The organism is Pseudomonas sp. Irchel 3E13 (assembly GCF_900187455.1).
Taxonomy (GTDB): Bacteria; Pseudomonadota; Gammaproteobacteria; order Pseudomonadales; family Pseudomonadaceae; genus Aquipseudomonas.
Map to the genome: position 1 here is coordinate 18378 of NZ_FYDX01000022.1, position 16352 is coordinate 34729.

At 63.8% G+C, this 16352-nt stretch carries 13 protein-coding genes; 11 read left to right on the top strand and 2 right to left on the bottom strand.

The genetic code is table 11. From position 1 onward, the window contains the following. From pilW to CKW37_RS29060, 9 genes are all read left to right on the top strand, one after another. Positions 1 to 738, top strand: coding sequence for a type IV pilus biogenesis/stability protein PilW (gene pilW / locus CKW37_RS29020; protein ID WP_095159544.1), 738 nt, complete (start codon positions 1 to 3; stop codon positions 736 to 738). Continuing rightward, complete coding sequence (locus tag CKW37_RS29025) at positions 738 to 1748, top strand: RodZ family helix-turn-helix domain-containing protein (RefSeq protein WP_095159545.1); 1011 nt, start codon at positions 738 to 740, stop codon at positions 1746 to 1748. Before pilW ends, CKW37_RS29025 begins: the two co-directional genes overlap by 1 nt. Positions 1749 to 1751: 3 nt before the next feature. Next, complete coding sequence (gene ispG, locus CKW37_RS29030; RefSeq protein ID WP_095159546.1) at positions 1752 to 2861, top strand: flavodoxin-dependent (E)-4-hydroxy-3-methylbut-2-enyl-diphosphate synthase; 1110 nt, start codon at positions 1752 to 1754, stop codon at positions 2859 to 2861. 28 nt (positions 2862 to 2889) lie between these two features. Continuing rightward, positions 2890 to 4179, top strand: coding sequence for a histidine--tRNA ligase (gene hisS / locus CKW37_RS29035; RefSeq protein WP_095159547.1), 1290 nt, complete (start codon positions 2890 to 2892; stop codon positions 4177 to 4179). Between the two features lie 38 nt (positions 4180 to 4217). Continuing rightward, on the top strand, positions 4218 to 4859 hold the full coding sequence (locus tag CKW37_RS29040; protein ID WP_095159548.1) for a YfgM family protein: 642 nt from the start codon (positions 4218 to 4220) through the stop codon (positions 4857 to 4859). Continuing rightward, a complete protein-coding gene (bamB, locus tag CKW37_RS29045) occupies positions 4852 to 6003 on the top strand; it encodes an outer membrane protein assembly factor BamB (RefSeq protein WP_095159549.1) in 1152 nt (383 codons plus the stop codon). The genes CKW37_RS29040 and bamB overlap by 8 nt, the downstream gene beginning before the upstream one ends. 118 nt (positions 6004 to 6121) lie before the next feature. After that, a complete protein-coding gene (gene der / locus CKW37_RS29050; RefSeq protein ID WP_095159550.1) occupies positions 6122 to 7588 on the top strand; it encodes a ribosome biogenesis GTPase Der in 1467 nt (488 codons plus the stop codon). A 173-nt stretch (positions 7589 to 7761) separates the two neighbouring features. Further along, positions 7762 to 8910, top strand: a complete 1149-nt coding sequence (locus CKW37_RS29055) for a pyridoxal phosphate-dependent aminotransferase (protein WP_095159551.1) — start codon at positions 7762 to 7764, stop codon at positions 8908 to 8910. Then, positions 8898 to 9689 (top strand): amidohydrolase, encoded by a 792-nt coding sequence (locus tag CKW37_RS29060; RefSeq protein ID WP_095159552.1) that lies wholly within the window; start codon positions 8898 to 8900, stop codon positions 9687 to 9689. Before CKW37_RS29055 ends, CKW37_RS29060 begins: the two co-directional genes overlap by 13 nt. A gap of 36 nt (positions 9690 to 9725) precedes the next feature. Here CKW37_RS29060 and CKW37_RS29065 read toward each other — a convergent pair whose 3' ends face one another. Then, a complete protein-coding gene (locus CKW37_RS29065) occupies positions 9726 to 12293 on the bottom strand; it encodes a sulfite reductase flavoprotein subunit alpha (protein ID WP_095159553.1) in 2568 nt (855 codons plus the stop codon). 105 nt (positions 12294 to 12398) lie between these two features. Continuing rightward, positions 12399 to 14708, bottom strand: a complete 2310-nt coding sequence (locus CKW37_RS29070; RefSeq protein WP_095159554.1) for a TonB-dependent siderophore receptor — start codon at positions 14706 to 14708, stop codon at positions 12399 to 12401. A gap of 209 nt (positions 14709 to 14917) precedes the next feature. Between CKW37_RS29070 and CKW37_RS29075 the strand changes: the two genes are divergently transcribed. Together CKW37_RS29075 and CKW37_RS29080 are read left to right on the top strand one after the other, a co-directional pair. Further along, entirely contained in the window at positions 14918 to 15598 is a 681-nt protein-coding gene (locus tag CKW37_RS29075; RefSeq protein ID WP_095159555.1) for a Fe2+-dependent dioxygenase, read from the top strand. A 1-nt stretch (position 15599) separates the two neighbouring features. Continuing rightward, positions 15600 to 16349 (top strand): tetratricopeptide repeat protein, encoded by a 750-nt coding sequence (locus tag CKW37_RS29080; RefSeq protein ID WP_095159556.1) that lies wholly within the window; start codon positions 15600 to 15602, stop codon positions 16347 to 16349. Positions 16350 to 16352: the final 3 nt, after the last annotated feature.

A 16352-nucleotide genomic window follows, 5' to 3' on the forward strand; every position in this document is an offset into this window, starting at 1 on the left:
ATGACCTTGCGCGTCGCGCTGCCGCTTCTCCTGCTGACGCTGCTTTACGGCTGCGCCACGCCCGGTGGCAAGGCGCGCGACGAGTCCCGCAAGGCTTATGTGCAATTGGGTCTGGGGTATCTGCAACAAGGCCAGAGCGAAAGGGCGAAGATTCCCTTGAAGAAGGCCCTGGCGCTCGGCGCCGATGATGCCGAGGTCAACGCGGCGCTGGCACTGGTTTTCCAGCGCGAGGACGAGCCGGCACTGGCCCGGATGCACTTCCAGAAGGCCTTGTCTGCCCAGCCCCATGACCCACGCATTCGCAACAACTACGGTGGTTTTCTCTACAGCCAGGGGCAATATGCCGAGGCGCAGCAGATGTTTCGCCAAGCGTCGGCCGATACCCTGTATCCTGAGCGGTCCCGGGTGTTCGAGAACCTCGGATTGACGGCCATCAGGCTGGGTCAGCGCGACCAGGCGCGGGAATACCTGGAAAAAGCTTTGCGTCTTAACCAGCAGCAGCCTCGGGCCTTGCTGGAAATGGCTGAGATGTCTTACGAAGACAGGCATTATGTGCCAGCTCGCGCGTTCTACGACCGGCACAGCCGCTTGAGTGAACCGAGTGCACGCAGCCTGTTGCTGGGCAACCGCCTGGCGACCGTCTTCGAAGAACGGACCGCGGCCGCCGAACTGGGCCTGCAATTACAACGACTTTATCCCGGTACGCCGGAATATCAGCAATACCTGTCGGAGCAATGATGAAAGCGGCGCATCCCGAAGTAGCACCAGCGACTCGCGAAAATCCCGGTGAGATTCTGCGTCAGGCTCGTGAGAGCCGGGACTGGTCGCAGGCCGACGTGGCCCGCAAGCTCAACCTGACCGTGAGTTCCCTGAACAACCTCGAATCCGGCGCGTTCGACAAGCTGCCGGGGCACACCTTCGCCCGCGGCTATATCCGCGCCTACGCCAAGCTGTTCGAGATGGACCAGGCCGCACTGGTCCAGGCCTTCGACCATTACACCGGTACGCATGCCCAGGGCAGTGACGTACACGCGCTGGGTCGTATCGAAGAGCCGGTTCGTCTTTCGCACAACATCATGCGCATCGTCAGCCTGCTGCTGCTGGTCCTGGTGGTCGGTGGCGGCTTCGTCTGGTGGCAAGACCAGAGCAGCCTGCGCGGCAAGGACCAGGCAAACATTGCCCTGGAACATGTCGAAGTCGAAAGCGCCGACGGCACCACGCAGATTCATCAGCTGGACGAACCTGAAGATCAGGCCGTGACCGCTGGCCAGGAACCGGAAGCCACCCCGCCCGCCACCGAGCAGGCCCCTGCGGCTACCGCCGAAGCGCCGGCCCCGGTCCAGGCTCCCGCTGCTGCGGCAACACATCCTGCTGCGCCAGTGACGCCGGCTGCTCCGGCTGCCGCTGCACCTGCACCGGCAGTGCCCGCAGCACCAGTGGCCAGCGCCCCGGCTGTCGCGGCCGCGACGCCAGCGCCCGCCGCTCAGCCTGCCGCGGTCTCCGCGGGCAGTGGCCAAGTGCACATGCTGTTCGTTGCCGATTGCTGGACCTCGGTGACCGACGGTAATGGCAAGGTGCTGTTCAGCGCGGTCAAGCGCAAGGGCGATACCCTGGAACTGACCGGCAAACCACCTTTCTCGGTACGCCTGGGCTTTGCCCGCGGCGCGCAGATCACCTACAACGGTCAGGCTGTCGATGTCGCTCCGTTCACCAGTGGCGAAACCGCTCGCCTGAAGTTGGGGCAATAAGTCATGCACGGCGAATCTCCTATCAAACGTCGCGAATCCAGAAAGATCTGGGTCGGTAACGTGGCTGTTGGCGGCGATGCTCCCATCGCTGTCCAGAGCATGACCAACACCGACACCAACGACGTTGCTGCCACCGTGGCGCAGATCAACCGTCTGGTAGACGCCGGCGTCGACATCGTCCGGGTTTCCGTCCCGGACATGGATGCCGCCGAAGCCTTCGGTCGCATCAAGCAACTGGTCAGCGTGCCGCTGGTCGCGGATATCCATTTCGATTACCGCATTGCCCTGCGCGTCGCCGAGCTGGGCGTTGACTGCCTGCGTATCAACCCGGGCAACATCGGTCGCGAAGACCGTGTGCGTGCCGTGGTCGATGCCGCTCGCGACCGGGGCATCCCGATCCGCATCGGCGTCAACGCAGGTTCCCTGGAAAAGGACCTGCAGAAGAAGTACGGCGAGCCGACCCCGGCCGCGCTGGTCGAGTCGGCGTTGCGCCATGTCGAGCACCTCGATCGCCTGAATTTTCAGGACTTCAAGGTCAGCGTGAAGGCTTCCGACGTGTTCATGGCCGTTGAAGCCTACCGTCTGCTGGCCAAGCAGATCGTCCAGCCGCTGCACCTGGGCATCACCGAAGCCGGTGGCCTGCGTTCGGGCACGGTGAAATCGGCGGTCGGCCTCGGTATGCTGCTCGCCGACGGGATTGGCGATACTATTCGCATTTCGCTTGCGGCCGACCCGGTCGAAGAAGTGAAAGTCGGCTACGACATCCTCAAATCGCTGCACCTGCGTTCCCGTGGCATCAACTTCATCGCCTGCCCGAGCTGCTCGCGGCAGAACTTCGATGTGGTCAAGACCATGAACGAGCTTGAAGGCCGTCTGGAAGACCTGCTGGTGCCGATGGACGTCGCGGTGATCGGTTGTGTGGTCAACGGACCCGGCGAAGCCAAGGAAGCCCATGTCGGGCTGACCGGTGGCACGCCGAACCTGATCTACATCGACGGCAAGCCGGCGCAGAAGCTGACCAATGACAACCTGGTCGAGGAGCTTGAAAAGCTCATTCGCCAGAAAGCGGCCGAGAAGGCCGAGGCCGACGCGGCAGTGATTGCCCGCGGTTGACCGCTACAGATTTCGTTAAGGATTTTCCGTGAGCAAATCGCTGCAAGCCATCCGTGGCATGAACGACATCCTGCCCGAGCAGACGCCGCTGTGGCGCTACTTCGAGAGCACCGTTGCAGGTCTGCTGGATACCTACGGCTATCGCCAGATCCGCATGCCGATCGTCGAGTTCACCGAGCTGTTCAAGCGCTCCATCGGTGAAGTGACCGACATCGTCGAAAAAGAGATGTACACCTTCAACGACCGCAACGGTGACTCCCTGACCCTGCGCCCCGAAGGCACCGCGTCCTGCGTGCGTGCGGTGCTGGAGCACGGCATCAGCGGCGGCGGCCAGGTGCAGAAACTCTGGTACATCGGCCAGATGTTCCGTCACGAGCGTCCGCAGAAAGGCCGTTATCGCCAGTTCAACCAGATCGGTATCGAGGTCTTCAACCTCGACGGCCCGGACATCGACGCCGAGCTGATTGTCCTGACCTGGCGCCTGTGGGGCCTGCTGGGCCTGCGCGATGCGGTGAAACTGGAGCTCAACAGCCTGGGCACCAGCGAAGCGCGTGCCCGCTACCGTGATGCGCTGGTGGAATTCCTGTCCGCCCGCCTCGAGCAACTGGACGAAGACAGCCAGCGCCGCCTGAAGACCAACCCGCTGCGCATTCTCGACAGCAAGGACGCCAATACCCAGGCGGCCCTGGTCGGCGCACCGAAGCTGGAAGAGTATCTGGACGAAGAGTCGCGGATTCACTTCGAAGGCCTGAAGTCGCGCCTGGATGCCGCCGGCATTCCTTACGTGATCAACACCAAGCTGGTGCGTGGTCTCGACTACTACAGCAAGACCGTGTTCGAGTGGGTCACCGACAAGCTCGGTTCCCAGGGCACCGTCTGTGCCGGCGGCCGTTACGACGGTCTGGTCGAGCAGATGGGCGGCAAGCCGACCCCGGGCGTCGGTTTCGCCATGGGCATCGAGCGTCTGATCCTGCTGCTGGAAACCCTGGAGCTGGTGCCTGAGTCGATTTCCCGTCAGGTCGACGTCTACCTCTGCGCCTTCGGCGAGCAAGCCGAACTGGCTGGCCTGCAACTGAGCGAGCGTCTGCGTGACCGTCTGCCGAATCTGCGCCTGCAGGTCAACGCTGGTGGCGGCAGCTTCAAGAGCCAGTTCAAGAAGGCCGACAAGAGCGCGGCGCTGTATGCGCTGATCCTCGGGGACGACGAACTGGCCCAACAAGTGGTAGGTTTCAAACCCCTGCGTGGTCAGGGCGAACAACAAAACATTGCCTGGGATGCTCTGGCTGAGCACCTGGAAGCTTCCCTCGCGCAGGCGTGAAGCGCCCATCAGCGGATTTGGTGAAAAGGAGTATTGGGGTGTCGAGTACCGATGATGAACAACTGGCCGCATTCAAGGACTGGTGGGAGCGCAACGGCAAGCCACTGGTAACTGGCGGTCTGCTCGCACTGGTTGTGGTGTTCGGCTGGCAAGCCTGGCACAAGTACCAGAACAACCAGTCGCAAGGCGCCTCGAACCTCTATCAGGCCCTGCTGGAAACCACGCTGACGCCGACCGGTGAGCCGGACAAGGCCAAGGTCGCGGAGCTTTCCGGGAAACTCAAAAACGAGTTCCCGGGTTCGGCCTACGCCCAGTACGCCAGCCTGTTCGTCGCCAAGGTTGCGGTGGAAAGCGGCAAGCTGGACGACGCCGCCGCCGAGCTGAAAAGCGTTACCGACAAGCCTGCCGACGCGACCCTGGGTGAAATCGCCCGTCAGCGTCTGGCCCGCGTGCTGGCTGCACAGAACAAGGCCGATGAGGCACTGAAACTGCTCGACGGCGACACCGACAAGGCGTTCGTTGCCACCCGCGAAGAGCTCAAGGGCGACCTGCTGGTGCAACTGGGCCGTAGCGATGACGCACATGCTGCATACGAAAAGGCCAAGGCCGCACTGTCTGACGACGATGCGGTAGGTGGTCTGCAACTCAAGCTCGACGACCTGGCCAAAGGGGATGCCTGACGTGATTGGTTGGAAACATGCAGCAGTGCTGAGCCTGGCCATTCTGGCCGCGGGTTGCAGCAGCAACAGCAAGAAGGAATTGCCTCCGGCCGAACTGACCAAGTTCACCGAAGAGGTGGTACTCAAGAAGCAGTGGAGCCGTTCGATCGGCGATGGCCAGGGCGACAGCTTCAACATGCTGGTGCCGGCGATCGAGAATGACCGCATCTACGCCTCGGACGTCACCGGTGTGGTGATGGCCCTGGACCGTCTGAACGGCGACGTGGTCTGGAAGAAAGACCTCGACCTGCCGGTCTCCGGCGCTGTCGGCGTTGGTTATGGCCTGGTCACGCTCGGTACCCTCAAGGGTGAAGTGATTGCCCTGGACTCCAGCACCGGCGAAGAGAAGTGGCGTTCCCGGGTGACCAGCGAAGTGCTGGCTCCGCCTGCGAACAACGGTGACATCGTTGTCGTCCAGACTCAGGACGACCGCGTGATCGGCCTTGATGCCAACACGGGTGATCGTCGCTGGATCTACGAAAGTACTCCAGCGGTGCTGACCCTGCGCGGTACCGGTGCTCCGATCGTTACCAACAGCCTGGCAGTCGCCGGCCTGTCCAGTGGCAAGGTTGTTGCCCTGGATACCCGCAACGGCGTGCCGGTGTGGGAACAACGGGTCGCCGTTCCGCAAGGTCGGTCGGAACTGGAGCGCGTGGTGGACATCGACGGCGGCCTGCTGCTGTCGGGTGGCACCCTGTACGTCGCCAGCTATCAGGGCCGCGTCGCGGGCCTGGACCTGGAGTCCGGCCGTGTGCTCTGGCAGCGTGATGCTTCCAGCTACACCGGTGTGGCTCAGGGCTTCGGCAACGTTTACGTGAGCGAAGCGTCGGGCACTGTCGAAGGTATCGACGAGCGTTCTTCGTCGGCCTTGTGGAGCAACGACCAACTGGCTCGTCGCCAGCTGTCGGCGCCGGAAGTGTTCTCCAGCTACGTGGCAGTCGGTGACCTGGAAGGTTACCTGCACCTGCTGAGCCAGGTGGACGGCCGTTTCGTCGGCCGTGAGCGCATCGACAGCGACGGCCTGCGCGCACGTCCGCTGGTGGTGGGCGACACGATTTATGTGTATGGCAACAGCGGCACCCTTGAGGCGCTGAGCATACGCTGAGTCTATGCTTGGGGCCTGAGTGCCCCGGGCCGCGACGTCGCGAGACGTTGCCCGAAACTCCGGCCGCTGCCTCGCAGCGGCCTTTGTATTTTTTGAATTTACGCAAATGGAGAGCCGCATGGTTCCCGTAATCGCCCTGGTAGGTCGGCCGAACGTCGGCAAATCCACCATGTTCAACCGCCTGACCAAGACCCGCGACGCCATCGTCGGCGACCTCTCGGGTCTGACCCGCGACCGCCAGTACGGCGAAGCGCGCTGGCAGGGACGCAGCTACATCCTGATCGACACCGGTGGTATTACCGGCGACGAAGCAGGCATGGACGAAAAGATGGCCGAGCAATCGCTGATGGCCATCGAAGAAGCCGATCACGTGCTGTTCCTGGTCGACGCCCGCGCCGGCATGACCGCCGCCGACCAGATGATCGCCGAGCACCTGCGCAAGCGGAACAAGCGCTCGTACCTGGTGGCCAACAAGATCGACCACATCGATCCTGACACCGCCGTCGCCGAGTTCGCGCCGATGGGCATGGGCAACGCGATTCCGGTCGCCGGCTCCCAGGGCCGTGGCATCAATACGTTGATGGAACTCGTGCTGGGCGATACGCCGCGCGAGGAAGAAGAAGACGCACTGGCTGAAGACGTCGCCGAAGGCCAGGAAGCCGTACGGATTCCCGGCCCGAGCGAGAAAGATGGCATCAAGATCGCCATCATCGGTCGTCCCAACGTCGGCAAGTCGACCCTGGTCAACCGCATGCTCGGCGAAGAGCGCGTGGTGGTCTACGACGAGCCGGGCACGACCCGCGACAGTATCTACATTCCCTTCGAGCGCAACGAAGAGAAGTACACCCTGATCGACACGGCCGGTGTGCGCAAGCGCGGCAAGATCCACGAGGAAGTTGAAAAGTTCTCGGTGGTGAAGACCCTGCAGGCGATCAAGGACGCCAACGTGGTGATCTTCGTCATGGATGCCCGCGAAGGCGTGGTGGACCATGACCTGAACCTGCTGGGCTTCGCCCTGGAAGCCGGCCGCGCCATCGTCATCGCCCTGAACAAGTGGGATGGCATGCAGCCGGGCGAGCGCGACTACGTGAAAACCGAGCTGGAGCGCCGGCTGTTCTTCGTCGACTTCGCCGACATTCACTTCATCTCGGCACTGCATGGCACTGGCGTCGGCAACCTGTACCAGTCGGTGCAGAACTCGTTCAAGTCGGCGGTCACCCGCTGGCCGACCAGCCGCCTGACCCAGATCCTCGAAGACGCGGTCAGCGAGCACCAGCCGCCGATGGTCAACAGCCGCCGGATCAAGCTGCGTTATGCCCACCTGGGTGGCGCCAACCCGCCGATCATCGTGATCCACGGCAACCAGGTGGAGAAGGTCCCGCGTTCGTACTCGCGTTACCTGGAAAACACCTATCGCCGCGTGCTGAAGCTGGTCGGTACGCCGATTCGCATCGAGTACAAGGGCAGCGACAACCCTTATGAGGGCAACAAGAACACCCTCACCGACCGCCAGGTCAACAAGAAGCGCCGGCTGATGACGCACCACAAGAAAGCCGAGAAGAAGCGCAAGGACAAGCGCAAGTAAAACCGCTGCGGCGCACCGAGGGCTATTCGCCCGCGGCGCGCCGCACGCGTTTTTGACCCGGATCAGCGCCTCGCGCCGGGAGTTTGTTTCAACCTTTTTCCTGACCATCCAATCCGCTATGCTCGGGGCCTGTCCGCGCCTCCCGGGGGCGGGTCCGCAGGAAAGAGGGCTCCATGATCAGCAGCAAGCTGCCGAATGTCGGCACGACCATCTTCACCACCATGTCCCAGCTCGCCGTGCAGACCGGCGCGTTGAACCTGTCCCAGGGTTTCCCCGATTTCAATGGCCCGCAGGCCTTGCTCGACGCCGTCGGGCGGCATGTCAGTGCCGGACACAACCAGTATTCGCCGATGACCGGCCTGCCCGCGTTGCGCCAGCAGGTGGCGGCCAAGGTTGCACGGCACTACGGCGTCAACGTCGATGCCGACCACGAGATCACCATCGTTCCGGGTGCCACGGAAGGGATCTTCTGCGCCATTCATGCGGTGATCCGCGCCGGTGATGAAGTCATCGTCTTCGACCCGAGCTACGACAGCTACGAGCCCGCCGTCGAACTGGCCGGCGGTCGCTGCGTGCATGTGCAACTGGACGCCACGGACTTCTCCATCGACTGGCAGAAATTCAGCGATGCCCTGAGCCCGCGCACGCGCATGGTCATCATCAACTCGCCGCACAACCCCAGTGGCGCGCTGATTACCCGGGCGGACCTGGACCAGTTGGCGGCGTTGATCGCTGACCGCGACATCTACCTGATCAGCGACGAGGTGTACGAGCATCTGGTGTTCGACGGTGTCGCCCACGCCAGCGTGCTGGCCCATGAAGCGCTGTATCAGCGCGCGTTCGTGGTCAGTTCGTTCGGCAAGACCTACCACGTTACTGGCTGGAAGACCGGCTATGTGGTCTCTCCTCCCGCCTTGAGCGCGGAACTGCGCAAGGTCCATCAGTACGTCAATTTCTGTGGCGTGACCCCGCTGCAGTGGGCGCTGGCGGATTTCATGGCCGAGCACCCGGAGCATGTAGACGAGCTGCCGGCCTTCTACCAGGCCAAGCGCGACCTGTTCTGCGACCTGCTGACGCCGTCGCGGTTCAGCTTCCGACGTGCTGCGGGCACCTACTTCCAGTTGGTCGATTACTCGCAGATTCGCCCCGACCTCAACGATGTCGACATGGCCCTGTGGCTGACCCGTGAACACGGTGTGGCGACCATTCCGGTGTCGGTGTTCTACCAGCAGCCCATCGCGCAGCAGCGCCTTGTGCGCCTGTGTTTCGCCAAACGCGAGGAGACGCTGCGCGAGGCAGCGGAAAAACTATGCGCGATCTGAGCAGCCTGCCCAACCTGACCGTTGCCCTGATCCAGACCAGCCTGCTGTGGCAGGACCGCCAGGGAAACTACGCCCATTTCGAAACCCTGCTGGATCAGGCCCGTGGCGCTGATCTGGTGATCCTGCCGGAAATGTTCACCACCGGCTTCTCCATGGAATCCGAGCGCCTGGCCGAGCCGGAAAACGGCCCGACCTACAAGTGGCTCAAGGCCCAGGCAGCACGTATCGATGCGGTGATCACTGGCAGCGTGATCATCCAGGCCGCCGACGGCAGCCACCGCAACCGCTTGCTCTGGGCGCGGCCGGACGGCGAGATCCTGCACTACGACAAGCGCCATCTGTTCCGCATGGCTGGCGAGCACAAGCACTACACCCCCGGCGAGCGTCAGGTGCAGTTCGAACTCAAGGGCTGGCGGGTGCGTCCGCTGATCTGTTACGACCTGCGCTTCCCGGTGTGGAGCCGCGATGCTCAGGACACGGACCTGCTGCTGTACACCGCCAATTGGCCGGCGGCGCGACGCCTGCATTGGAACCGGTTGCTGCCGGCGCGGGGGATCGAGAACCTGTGCTATGTGGCCGCGGTGAATCGGGTTGGGACGGATGGCAAGGGCTTCGCTTATACCGGCGACAGCCAGGTGCTGGACTTCCAGGGCGAGAGCCTGCTCAGCGCTGGCGAGGCGGACGGGGTGTTTACGGCGGTGTTGAGCGCGGCTGATTTGGCGGCGTACCGCACACGATTCCCGGCGAATCTGGATGCCGATACCTTCGAGCTTCATTGAAAATTCTGGGGCCGCAAAGCGGCCCCAGAATCATCCTCAATAAACGTCCCGGCGATACCGCCCCAGTTCGATCAGCTCTTCCACCGCCGACTCACCCAGCAACCCGTTCAACGCCGCATCCACTCCGCCAGCCATGCCGTGCAGGCTGCCGCAGATATAGATCGCTGCGCCGTCATCCAGCCAGCGCTTCAGCTCTTCACCGCTCTGCAGTAACAGGTCCTGCACATAGATCTTTTCCGCCTGATCCCGGGAGAAGGCCAGGTCAAGTCGCGTCAGGTCGCCGCTTTCCACCCAACCCTGCAGTTCTTCACGGCAATGGAAGTCGTGCGCCCGGTTGCGTTCGCCGAACAGCAGCCAGTTGCGTTGCTCGCCGCTGGCGATGCGCGCCTTGAGCAGGCTGCGCAAACCGGCCAGGCCGGTGCCGTTGCCGATCAGGATCATCGGCGCCGGGGCGCCCGGCAGGTGGAAGCCGCTGTTGCGGCGCAGGCGCAGGCTGACGCTGTCGCCCAGGGCCATATGCTCGGTCAGCCAGCCAGAACCCAGACCGAGGCTGCCGTCCGCGTGGCGCTCCTGGCGCACGATCAGTTCCAGCACGCCGTCGCTGGCGATGGAGGCGATGGAATATTCCCGTGCGTCGATGGGGATCAGCGCATCCACCAGTGCCTGCGCGTGCAAGCCCACCAGATGCTCGCGGCTCACCGGCAGTTGCCGGCTGGCGAGGGCCACGGACAGCGGCTCTTGCAAACCGTCGATCTGCACGGGCGTGTTGGCGTCCAGGCCGAGCCCTTGCAGGAAGCGCTCGATGGCGGCAGGGGCGAGGCGCGGCAGAATTTCCACCAGGTCGCCAGCGTCCCATTGCGCGGGTGCCGGTGGGTTCAAGCCCAGCAGGAATACCGGCAAGCCCTGGCTGCCGGGATTGAGCAGCGTGCGCTGAGTCAGGGTCCAAGGCGCGAACTCCGGCGCCTGCCAGACCGGAACAGTACTGCTGCCGCTCATCTGCGCGAGTTGCTGCTGCCAATGTTGCAGCGCCAGTGGGTCGGCGCTGTCGACTTCCACCGGGGCGAAGCGGGCCTTGGCACCACGCTCGTCCAGCCAGGCATTCAGGCGGCGGGCGAAGCCGCAGAAGTGCGGGTACTGGCGATCGCCGAGGGCGAGCAGGGCGTAATTCAGGCCACCAAGGGACCACGGCTGGCCAAGCACCTTGCGTTCGAAACCGCGGGCGCTGTCTGGCGCTTCACCGTCACCGAAGGTGCTGACCACGAACAGCGCACGCTGAGCCTGGCGCAGGTCGTCTTCGCTGATGCTCGCCAGCGGCTGCACCCGCACCGGCAGGCCGGCAGCCTGCAGTTGCCCGGCGCTCTGCCAGGCCAGTTGTTCGGCGAAGCCGCTCTGGCTGGCGAAGCCCACCAGCCAGCCGTTCTTCTGGTCGTCGCCCGGGGTCAGGCCGCTACGTGCGGCGCGGACCTGGCGTTTCTTGCGCCGGCGGTCGAGGTACAACAGCCAGCCGGTGACGAAGAACAGCGGCATGGTCAGGCTGGCGATCATCGCCAGGATGCGCCCGGTCAGGCCGAAGTAGCTGCCGACGTGCAGGGCGTAGACGCTGGTCAGCAGTTGCGCCTTGAACGATTTGTCGGTGTACACCTCCTGGCGCCGAACCTGGCCGCTGGCCGGGTCGATGGTCAGGGTGTTGAAGGCGCGCTCATGGGCGGCGTCGTCGAGCAGGTAGAACAGCGTGGCCGGCTGGCCGCCAACTGGCGGCAGGCGCAGGTTATACGCGGCAAGGCCGGGGCCGGCGGCTTTTTGCAGGCTGGCCCAGATGGCGTCGTAGTCGACCACCAGCGCGGGGGCGTTGGCATCAGGCTGTTGCGGGCCGCCATGACCGCCGCGGTTGCCGCGGCCTTCTCCGCGTTTCTGTTCCTGACCGGCCGGTGGCGGGTCCGCCAGCAGTTTGTTCAGGCCTTCGCGGTACCACTCGTAGGACCAGAACAGTCCGGTCAGGGCAAACAGCAAATAGAACAGCAGGCACCAGGTGCCGGCCACCGCGTGCAGGTCCCAGTTGAACGCGCGACCCTTCTTCGCCCAGTCCAGCGTCAGCCACGCACGCCAGTTCAGCGCCTTGCGCGGCCAGCGCAGGTACAGCCCGGACAGACAGAAAAACACCAGCATCAGGGTGCAGGCGCCGGTGATCTGCCGGCCGGTGTCGCCGATGGCGAGGAAGCGGTGCAGGTTGAGCATCAGGTTGAAGAAGTCCTGGCCGACCACGTCGCCCTGGAACGCTCCGGTGTAGGGATCGACGTAGCGCAACTGGCCACGGCGCTCGCCCGGCGGCGGGGTGAAGAACACCCGGGCGGCGGCATCGCTATGGGTTTCGACCCAGAGCATGGCGACTTTTTTGCCCTCGGTCGCTTCGACCCGGCGAACCAGCTCGGCCGGCGCCAGCACGCCTTCTTCGCGGACCTTCACCTTGAGCACCTGGGGGTTGATTACCCGGAGGATTTCATCCTGGAACGAATACGTCGCGCCGGTGATGCCCATCAGCGCGAGCACCAGGCCGGCGGTGATGCCGAAGAACCAGTGCAGTTGGAACAGCGTCTTTTTCAGCACATCAACCACCTTGTCTTGCCGGGAATGCGAATTACTCGCGCATTATGCCTTGATACACAAAAGCCCCGTTCATCGAAATGAACGGGGCTTTGCCAACCCGCGACCTTAGAAGTGGACGCTGGTGCTCAGCAGGGCGGTACGCCCGGCGGCCTGGTTGGCGAAGTGCGTGGAGAACGCCTTGTCGTAGTAGACCTCGTTGGTCAGGTTCTGCACGTTCAGTTGCAGGTCGACGTTCTTGGTCAGCTTGTAGGCGGCCATGGCGTCGTAGCGCACGTAGCTGTCGACCATGGTGGTGTTGGCCACGCTGCCGAAGACGTCGTCGGTGTAGAACGCGCCGCCACCGATGGTCAGCTTCGGGGTCACCTGGTAGGTGGTCCACAGGCTGGCCGCGTTGTTCGGCAGGTTCGGCAACTGGTTGCCGTCGTTGGCCTTGCCCAGCGGACCGCCGTCGATCTGGCGACCTTCCATGTAGGTGTAGCCGGCGAAGACCTGCCATTTATCGGTGAGCTTGCCGCTGGCGCCCAACTCGATACCGTCGACGCGGGTGGTGCCGACGTTTTCGTAGGCGGTGGTGTTGACCTGGACGCGGGCGTTGTCTTTCTCGGTGCGGAAGATCGCACCGGTCAGCGACAGGCGGCTGTCGAGGAAGTCCCACTTGGTGCCGATTTCGTAGTTGGTGGTTTCTTCAGGTTCGAGGTCGCTGGTCAGCAGGTTGCCGCTACGGTCGGTCGAACCCGGCAGTGGGTTGCCTTCCATACCTTCGCCGAGTTGCGCACCCGGTGGAGTGGCCGAGGTGGCGTAGGACACGTAGACGCTGCCGTTCTCGGCCGGCTTCCACACCAGGCCCAGTTGGCCGGTGAAGAATTCGCTGGTGTCGCTGCCCTTGGCGGTGGTGGCGCCCGCGGCGCTGTAGGTGCGGTAGTCGGTCTCGAAGTGGTCGTAGCGCAGGCCCATGTTGAGCAGCCATTGCGGGCTCAGCTCAAGGGTGTCGAACACGTAGATCGCGCGGGTCTTGCTCTCGGTGTCGGTGCCGGCGTAGTTGCGGGTGATCGAACCGTTCCACGGATCATCCGGGTTCGGGTTGCTCAGCGAGGTGCAGTTGTAGCCGCTGGAGACGATCATCGCCGGGGTGCAGTTGGTGCTGGACGCCCCCGGCGACGCCGGGGTGGTGTCGCTGTTGACGGTGTAGCTGGTGCGGTCGCTTTCTTCGCGGCTCAGTTCGATACCGGTGGAGAAGCTGTTCTTGAAGCCGGCCACGTAGAAGTCGCCGAACAGGTCGGTCTGGTTGGTGGTGGTGGCGGTGTTGCCTACGCGGCTGTTGGGCCGACGCCAGACGCTGCCGGTGTTGACGTTGCCCTTGCTGTCGTCCGGCTGGGTCAGGATGTAGTCCTGCATCGAGTTGCCGTGGCGCAGGGTGTTCTTGATGGTCAGCGCTTCGGTCAGGTCGTGCTCGACGGCGATGGTCGCGATGTCGGTGCGGGTCTTGCGGAAATCGCGGTCGGTCAGGCCGTAGAAGTTGCTGTCGTCACCACCGGCGTAGGGTTTGTCCGGGTTGGCCGACGTCCGGTTGGCACCGCTGTAGGTGTAAGGAACGCCCGAGTCCGGCAGGTCGTCGCTTTCCATGTGGTAGTAATCGAGGTTGACGCGGGTGTCGGTGCCCAGGCCGAAGGCCAGGGACGGGGCGATGCCCCAGCGGTCGAAATCGACTTTGTCGCGGCCGGCGACGTTGCTTTCGTGGCTCATCAGGTTCAGGCGGCCGGCAACGGTGTCGCTGAACTGATAGTTGCCGTCGAGGGTGTAGCGCTGGGTCTGGTCGGAGCCCCAGGTGAAGCCGCCGTCGAAGGAATTGCCCAGGTGCGCTTTTTTGCTCACCAGGTTGATGCTGCCGCCCGCCGCGCCACGACCGCCAACGGCGGAGTTCGGGCCCTTGCTGACTTCGATGGATTCCACGGCGAAGATTTCGCGGGTCTGCGCGCCGGTGTCGCGCACGCCGTCGAGGTAGGTGTCGCTCTGCGAGTCGAAGCCGCGGATGAACGGACGGTCGCCTTGCGGGTTGCCGCCTTCACCGGCGCCGAAGGTAATCCCCGGAACGGTGCGCAGGGCGTCCTGCATGGTCAGGGCGTTGGTGTCCTTGAGGACTTGTTGCGGAATCACCGTCACCGAGCGCGGGGTGTCGATCAGCGGCGCGGTGTATTTCGGCGAAGAAGCTTTCTCCACCTTGTAGTCGGTGCTGGCCTGGTTGCCTTCGGCGTTGATGCTGGTGGCATCCAGGGCGATCGAACCTTCCTTGCGGGCAGGGGCCGGCTCGTCGGCGTACGCCATGTGTGCGGCGGACGTTGCGGTGATGGCTACACCAATGGCGGATGCGAGCAAGCGCGGTGAGCTGACAGCGGTTGGTACGAATTGACGCGACATCAGGTGGACCCCCTCCCAAGGTTTCGAGGGGGCGGAATATAAGAGCAAGTGATTGCTACTCACAATTGAGAAACGTTGGCATTTACATTCTTTACACCTTTTTCACGAAATTTTGCCAAGGATCAATGTCCGCCCCTCGGATGAGGCTTGTGGCGGATAGATAAGAATCAATACCATTGACAACTTTTTCCGCTCAGGTGCCAACCGCCATGCTTTTACACATTCCCGGCTTGTTCAACCGTGAGGAAGTCGTGCGTATTCGCGAGGCGCTGGAGAGCACCGATTGGGCGGATGGCAAGATCACCGCTGGCTATCAGTCGGCCAAGGCCAAGCACAATTTGCAGTTGCCCGAGTCCCATCCACTGGCCAAGGAAATCGGCGCCGCGATGATCGAGCGCCTGTGGAAAAACCCGCGTTTCATGTCGGCCGCATTGCCGCACAAGGTGTTTCCGCCGCTGGTCAACTGCTACCGCGAAGGCGGCAATTTCGGTTTCCACATTGATAACGCGGTGCGCCAGCCCCGCGGCAGCATCGAGCGGGTGCGGACGGACCTGTCCTCGACGCTGTTCTTCAGCGACCCCGAGGACTACGACGGCGGCGAGTTGGAGATCCAGGACACTTACGGTCTGCAGCAGGTCAAGCTGGCGGCCGGGGACATGGTCTTGTATCCCGGCACCAGCCTGCACAAGGTCAACCCGGTCACCCGCGGCGCCCGTTACGCGGCGTTCTTCTGGACCCAGAGCATGGTTCGCGAGGACAGCCAGCGGACCCTGTTGTTCGAGATGGACAACGCCATCCAGCAGCTCACCGCCGACGTGCCTGATCACCCGTCGCTGATCCAGCTCACCGGCACCTACCACAACCTGTTGCGCCGCTGGGCCGAGGTCTGACATGGCGTTCCAGTTGCGCCGTGAGGAAGTGGTCGGCACTGACGAGTTCGGGCAGATGCTCGAACAGAGCCCGGCCAAGGCGGCCCAGGCCTTGTTGATGGCGTCGGCAGAGGGCGTGGTCGAAGCCCAGGCGTTGCTCGGGCAGATCCTGCTGGACGGGCGCGGCATCGAGCAGGACGCGGTCCTGGCCCGGCGCTGGTTCGGCATCGCCGCGCAGCAGGGCAGTGTGATGGCGCACAACATGCTCGGGCGCTGCCTGGAACACGGCTGGGGTGGTGAGGTGGACGTGGCGCAAGCCGCGCGACATTACCGCGAGGCGGCCAATGGCGGGCTGGACTGGGGGCTTTACAACCTGGCCAACCTGCTTGCGACCGGGCGCGGTGTGGCGCTGGACCATGGCGTGGCGCTGGCCTGTTATCGCCGGGCGGCGGACCTGGGGCATGCCAAGTCGATGAACCTGTTGGGGCGTTACCTGGAGGAGGGCCTGCATTGTCAGGCGGACCTGTCGGCGGCGCGGGAGTGGTATCGGCGCTCGGCCGAGGGCGGGGATTTTCGCGGGCAGTTCAGCCATGCGGCGATCCTGGCCGGGCAGGGCTTGCTCGATGAAGCGCTGGGCTGGTTGCAGCGGGCGCTGGAAGGCGGCAATGCCAATTTCCTGCGGGTAGCGGGGCCGGCGTTGGAGCAGGCGGCGCAGGCGGAGATTCGGGCGATGGCGGGGGCTTACAAGGCGCGCTTGGCTGAGCTGGTGTAAGGG

What these genes read in the sequence shown, in the direction of transcription:
- CKW37_RS29070 (WP_095159554.1), bottom strand. Translation starts at nt 14,708, where the DNA reads ATGTCGCGTCAATTCGTACCAACCGCTGTCAGCTCACCGCGCTTGCTC.
- CKW37_RS29055 (WP_095159551.1), top strand. Translation starts at nt 7,762, where the DNA reads ATGATCAGCAGCAAGCTGCCGAATGTCGGCACGACCATCTTCACCACC.
- der (WP_095159550.1), top strand. Translation starts at nt 6,122, where the DNA reads ATGGTTCCCGTAATCGCCCTGGTAGGTCGGCCGAACGTCGGCAAATCC.
- pilW (WP_095159544.1), top strand. Translation starts at nt 1, where the DNA reads ATGACCTTGCGCGTCGCGCTGCCGCTTCTCCTGCTGACGCTGCTTTAC.
- ispG (WP_095159546.1), top strand. Translation starts at nt 1,752, where the DNA reads ATGCACGGCGAATCTCCTATCAAACGTCGCGAATCCAGAAAGATCTGG.
- CKW37_RS29025 (WP_095159545.1), top strand. Translation starts at nt 738, where the DNA reads ATGAAAGCGGCGCATCCCGAAGTAGCACCAGCGACTCGCGAAAATCCC.
- CKW37_RS29075 (WP_095159555.1), top strand. Translation starts at nt 14,918, where the DNA reads ATGCTTTTACACATTCCCGGCTTGTTCAACCGTGAGGAAGTCGTGCGT.
- bamB (WP_095159549.1), top strand. Translation starts at nt 4,852, where the DNA reads ATGCCTGACGTGATTGGTTGGAAACATGCAGCAGTGCTGAGCCTGGCC.
- CKW37_RS29080 (WP_095159556.1), top strand. Translation starts at nt 15,600, where the DNA reads ATGGCGTTCCAGTTGCGCCGTGAGGAAGTGGTCGGCACTGACGAGTTC.
- CKW37_RS29060 (WP_095159552.1), top strand. Translation starts at nt 8,898, where the DNA reads ATGCGCGATCTGAGCAGCCTGCCCAACCTGACCGTTGCCCTGATCCAG.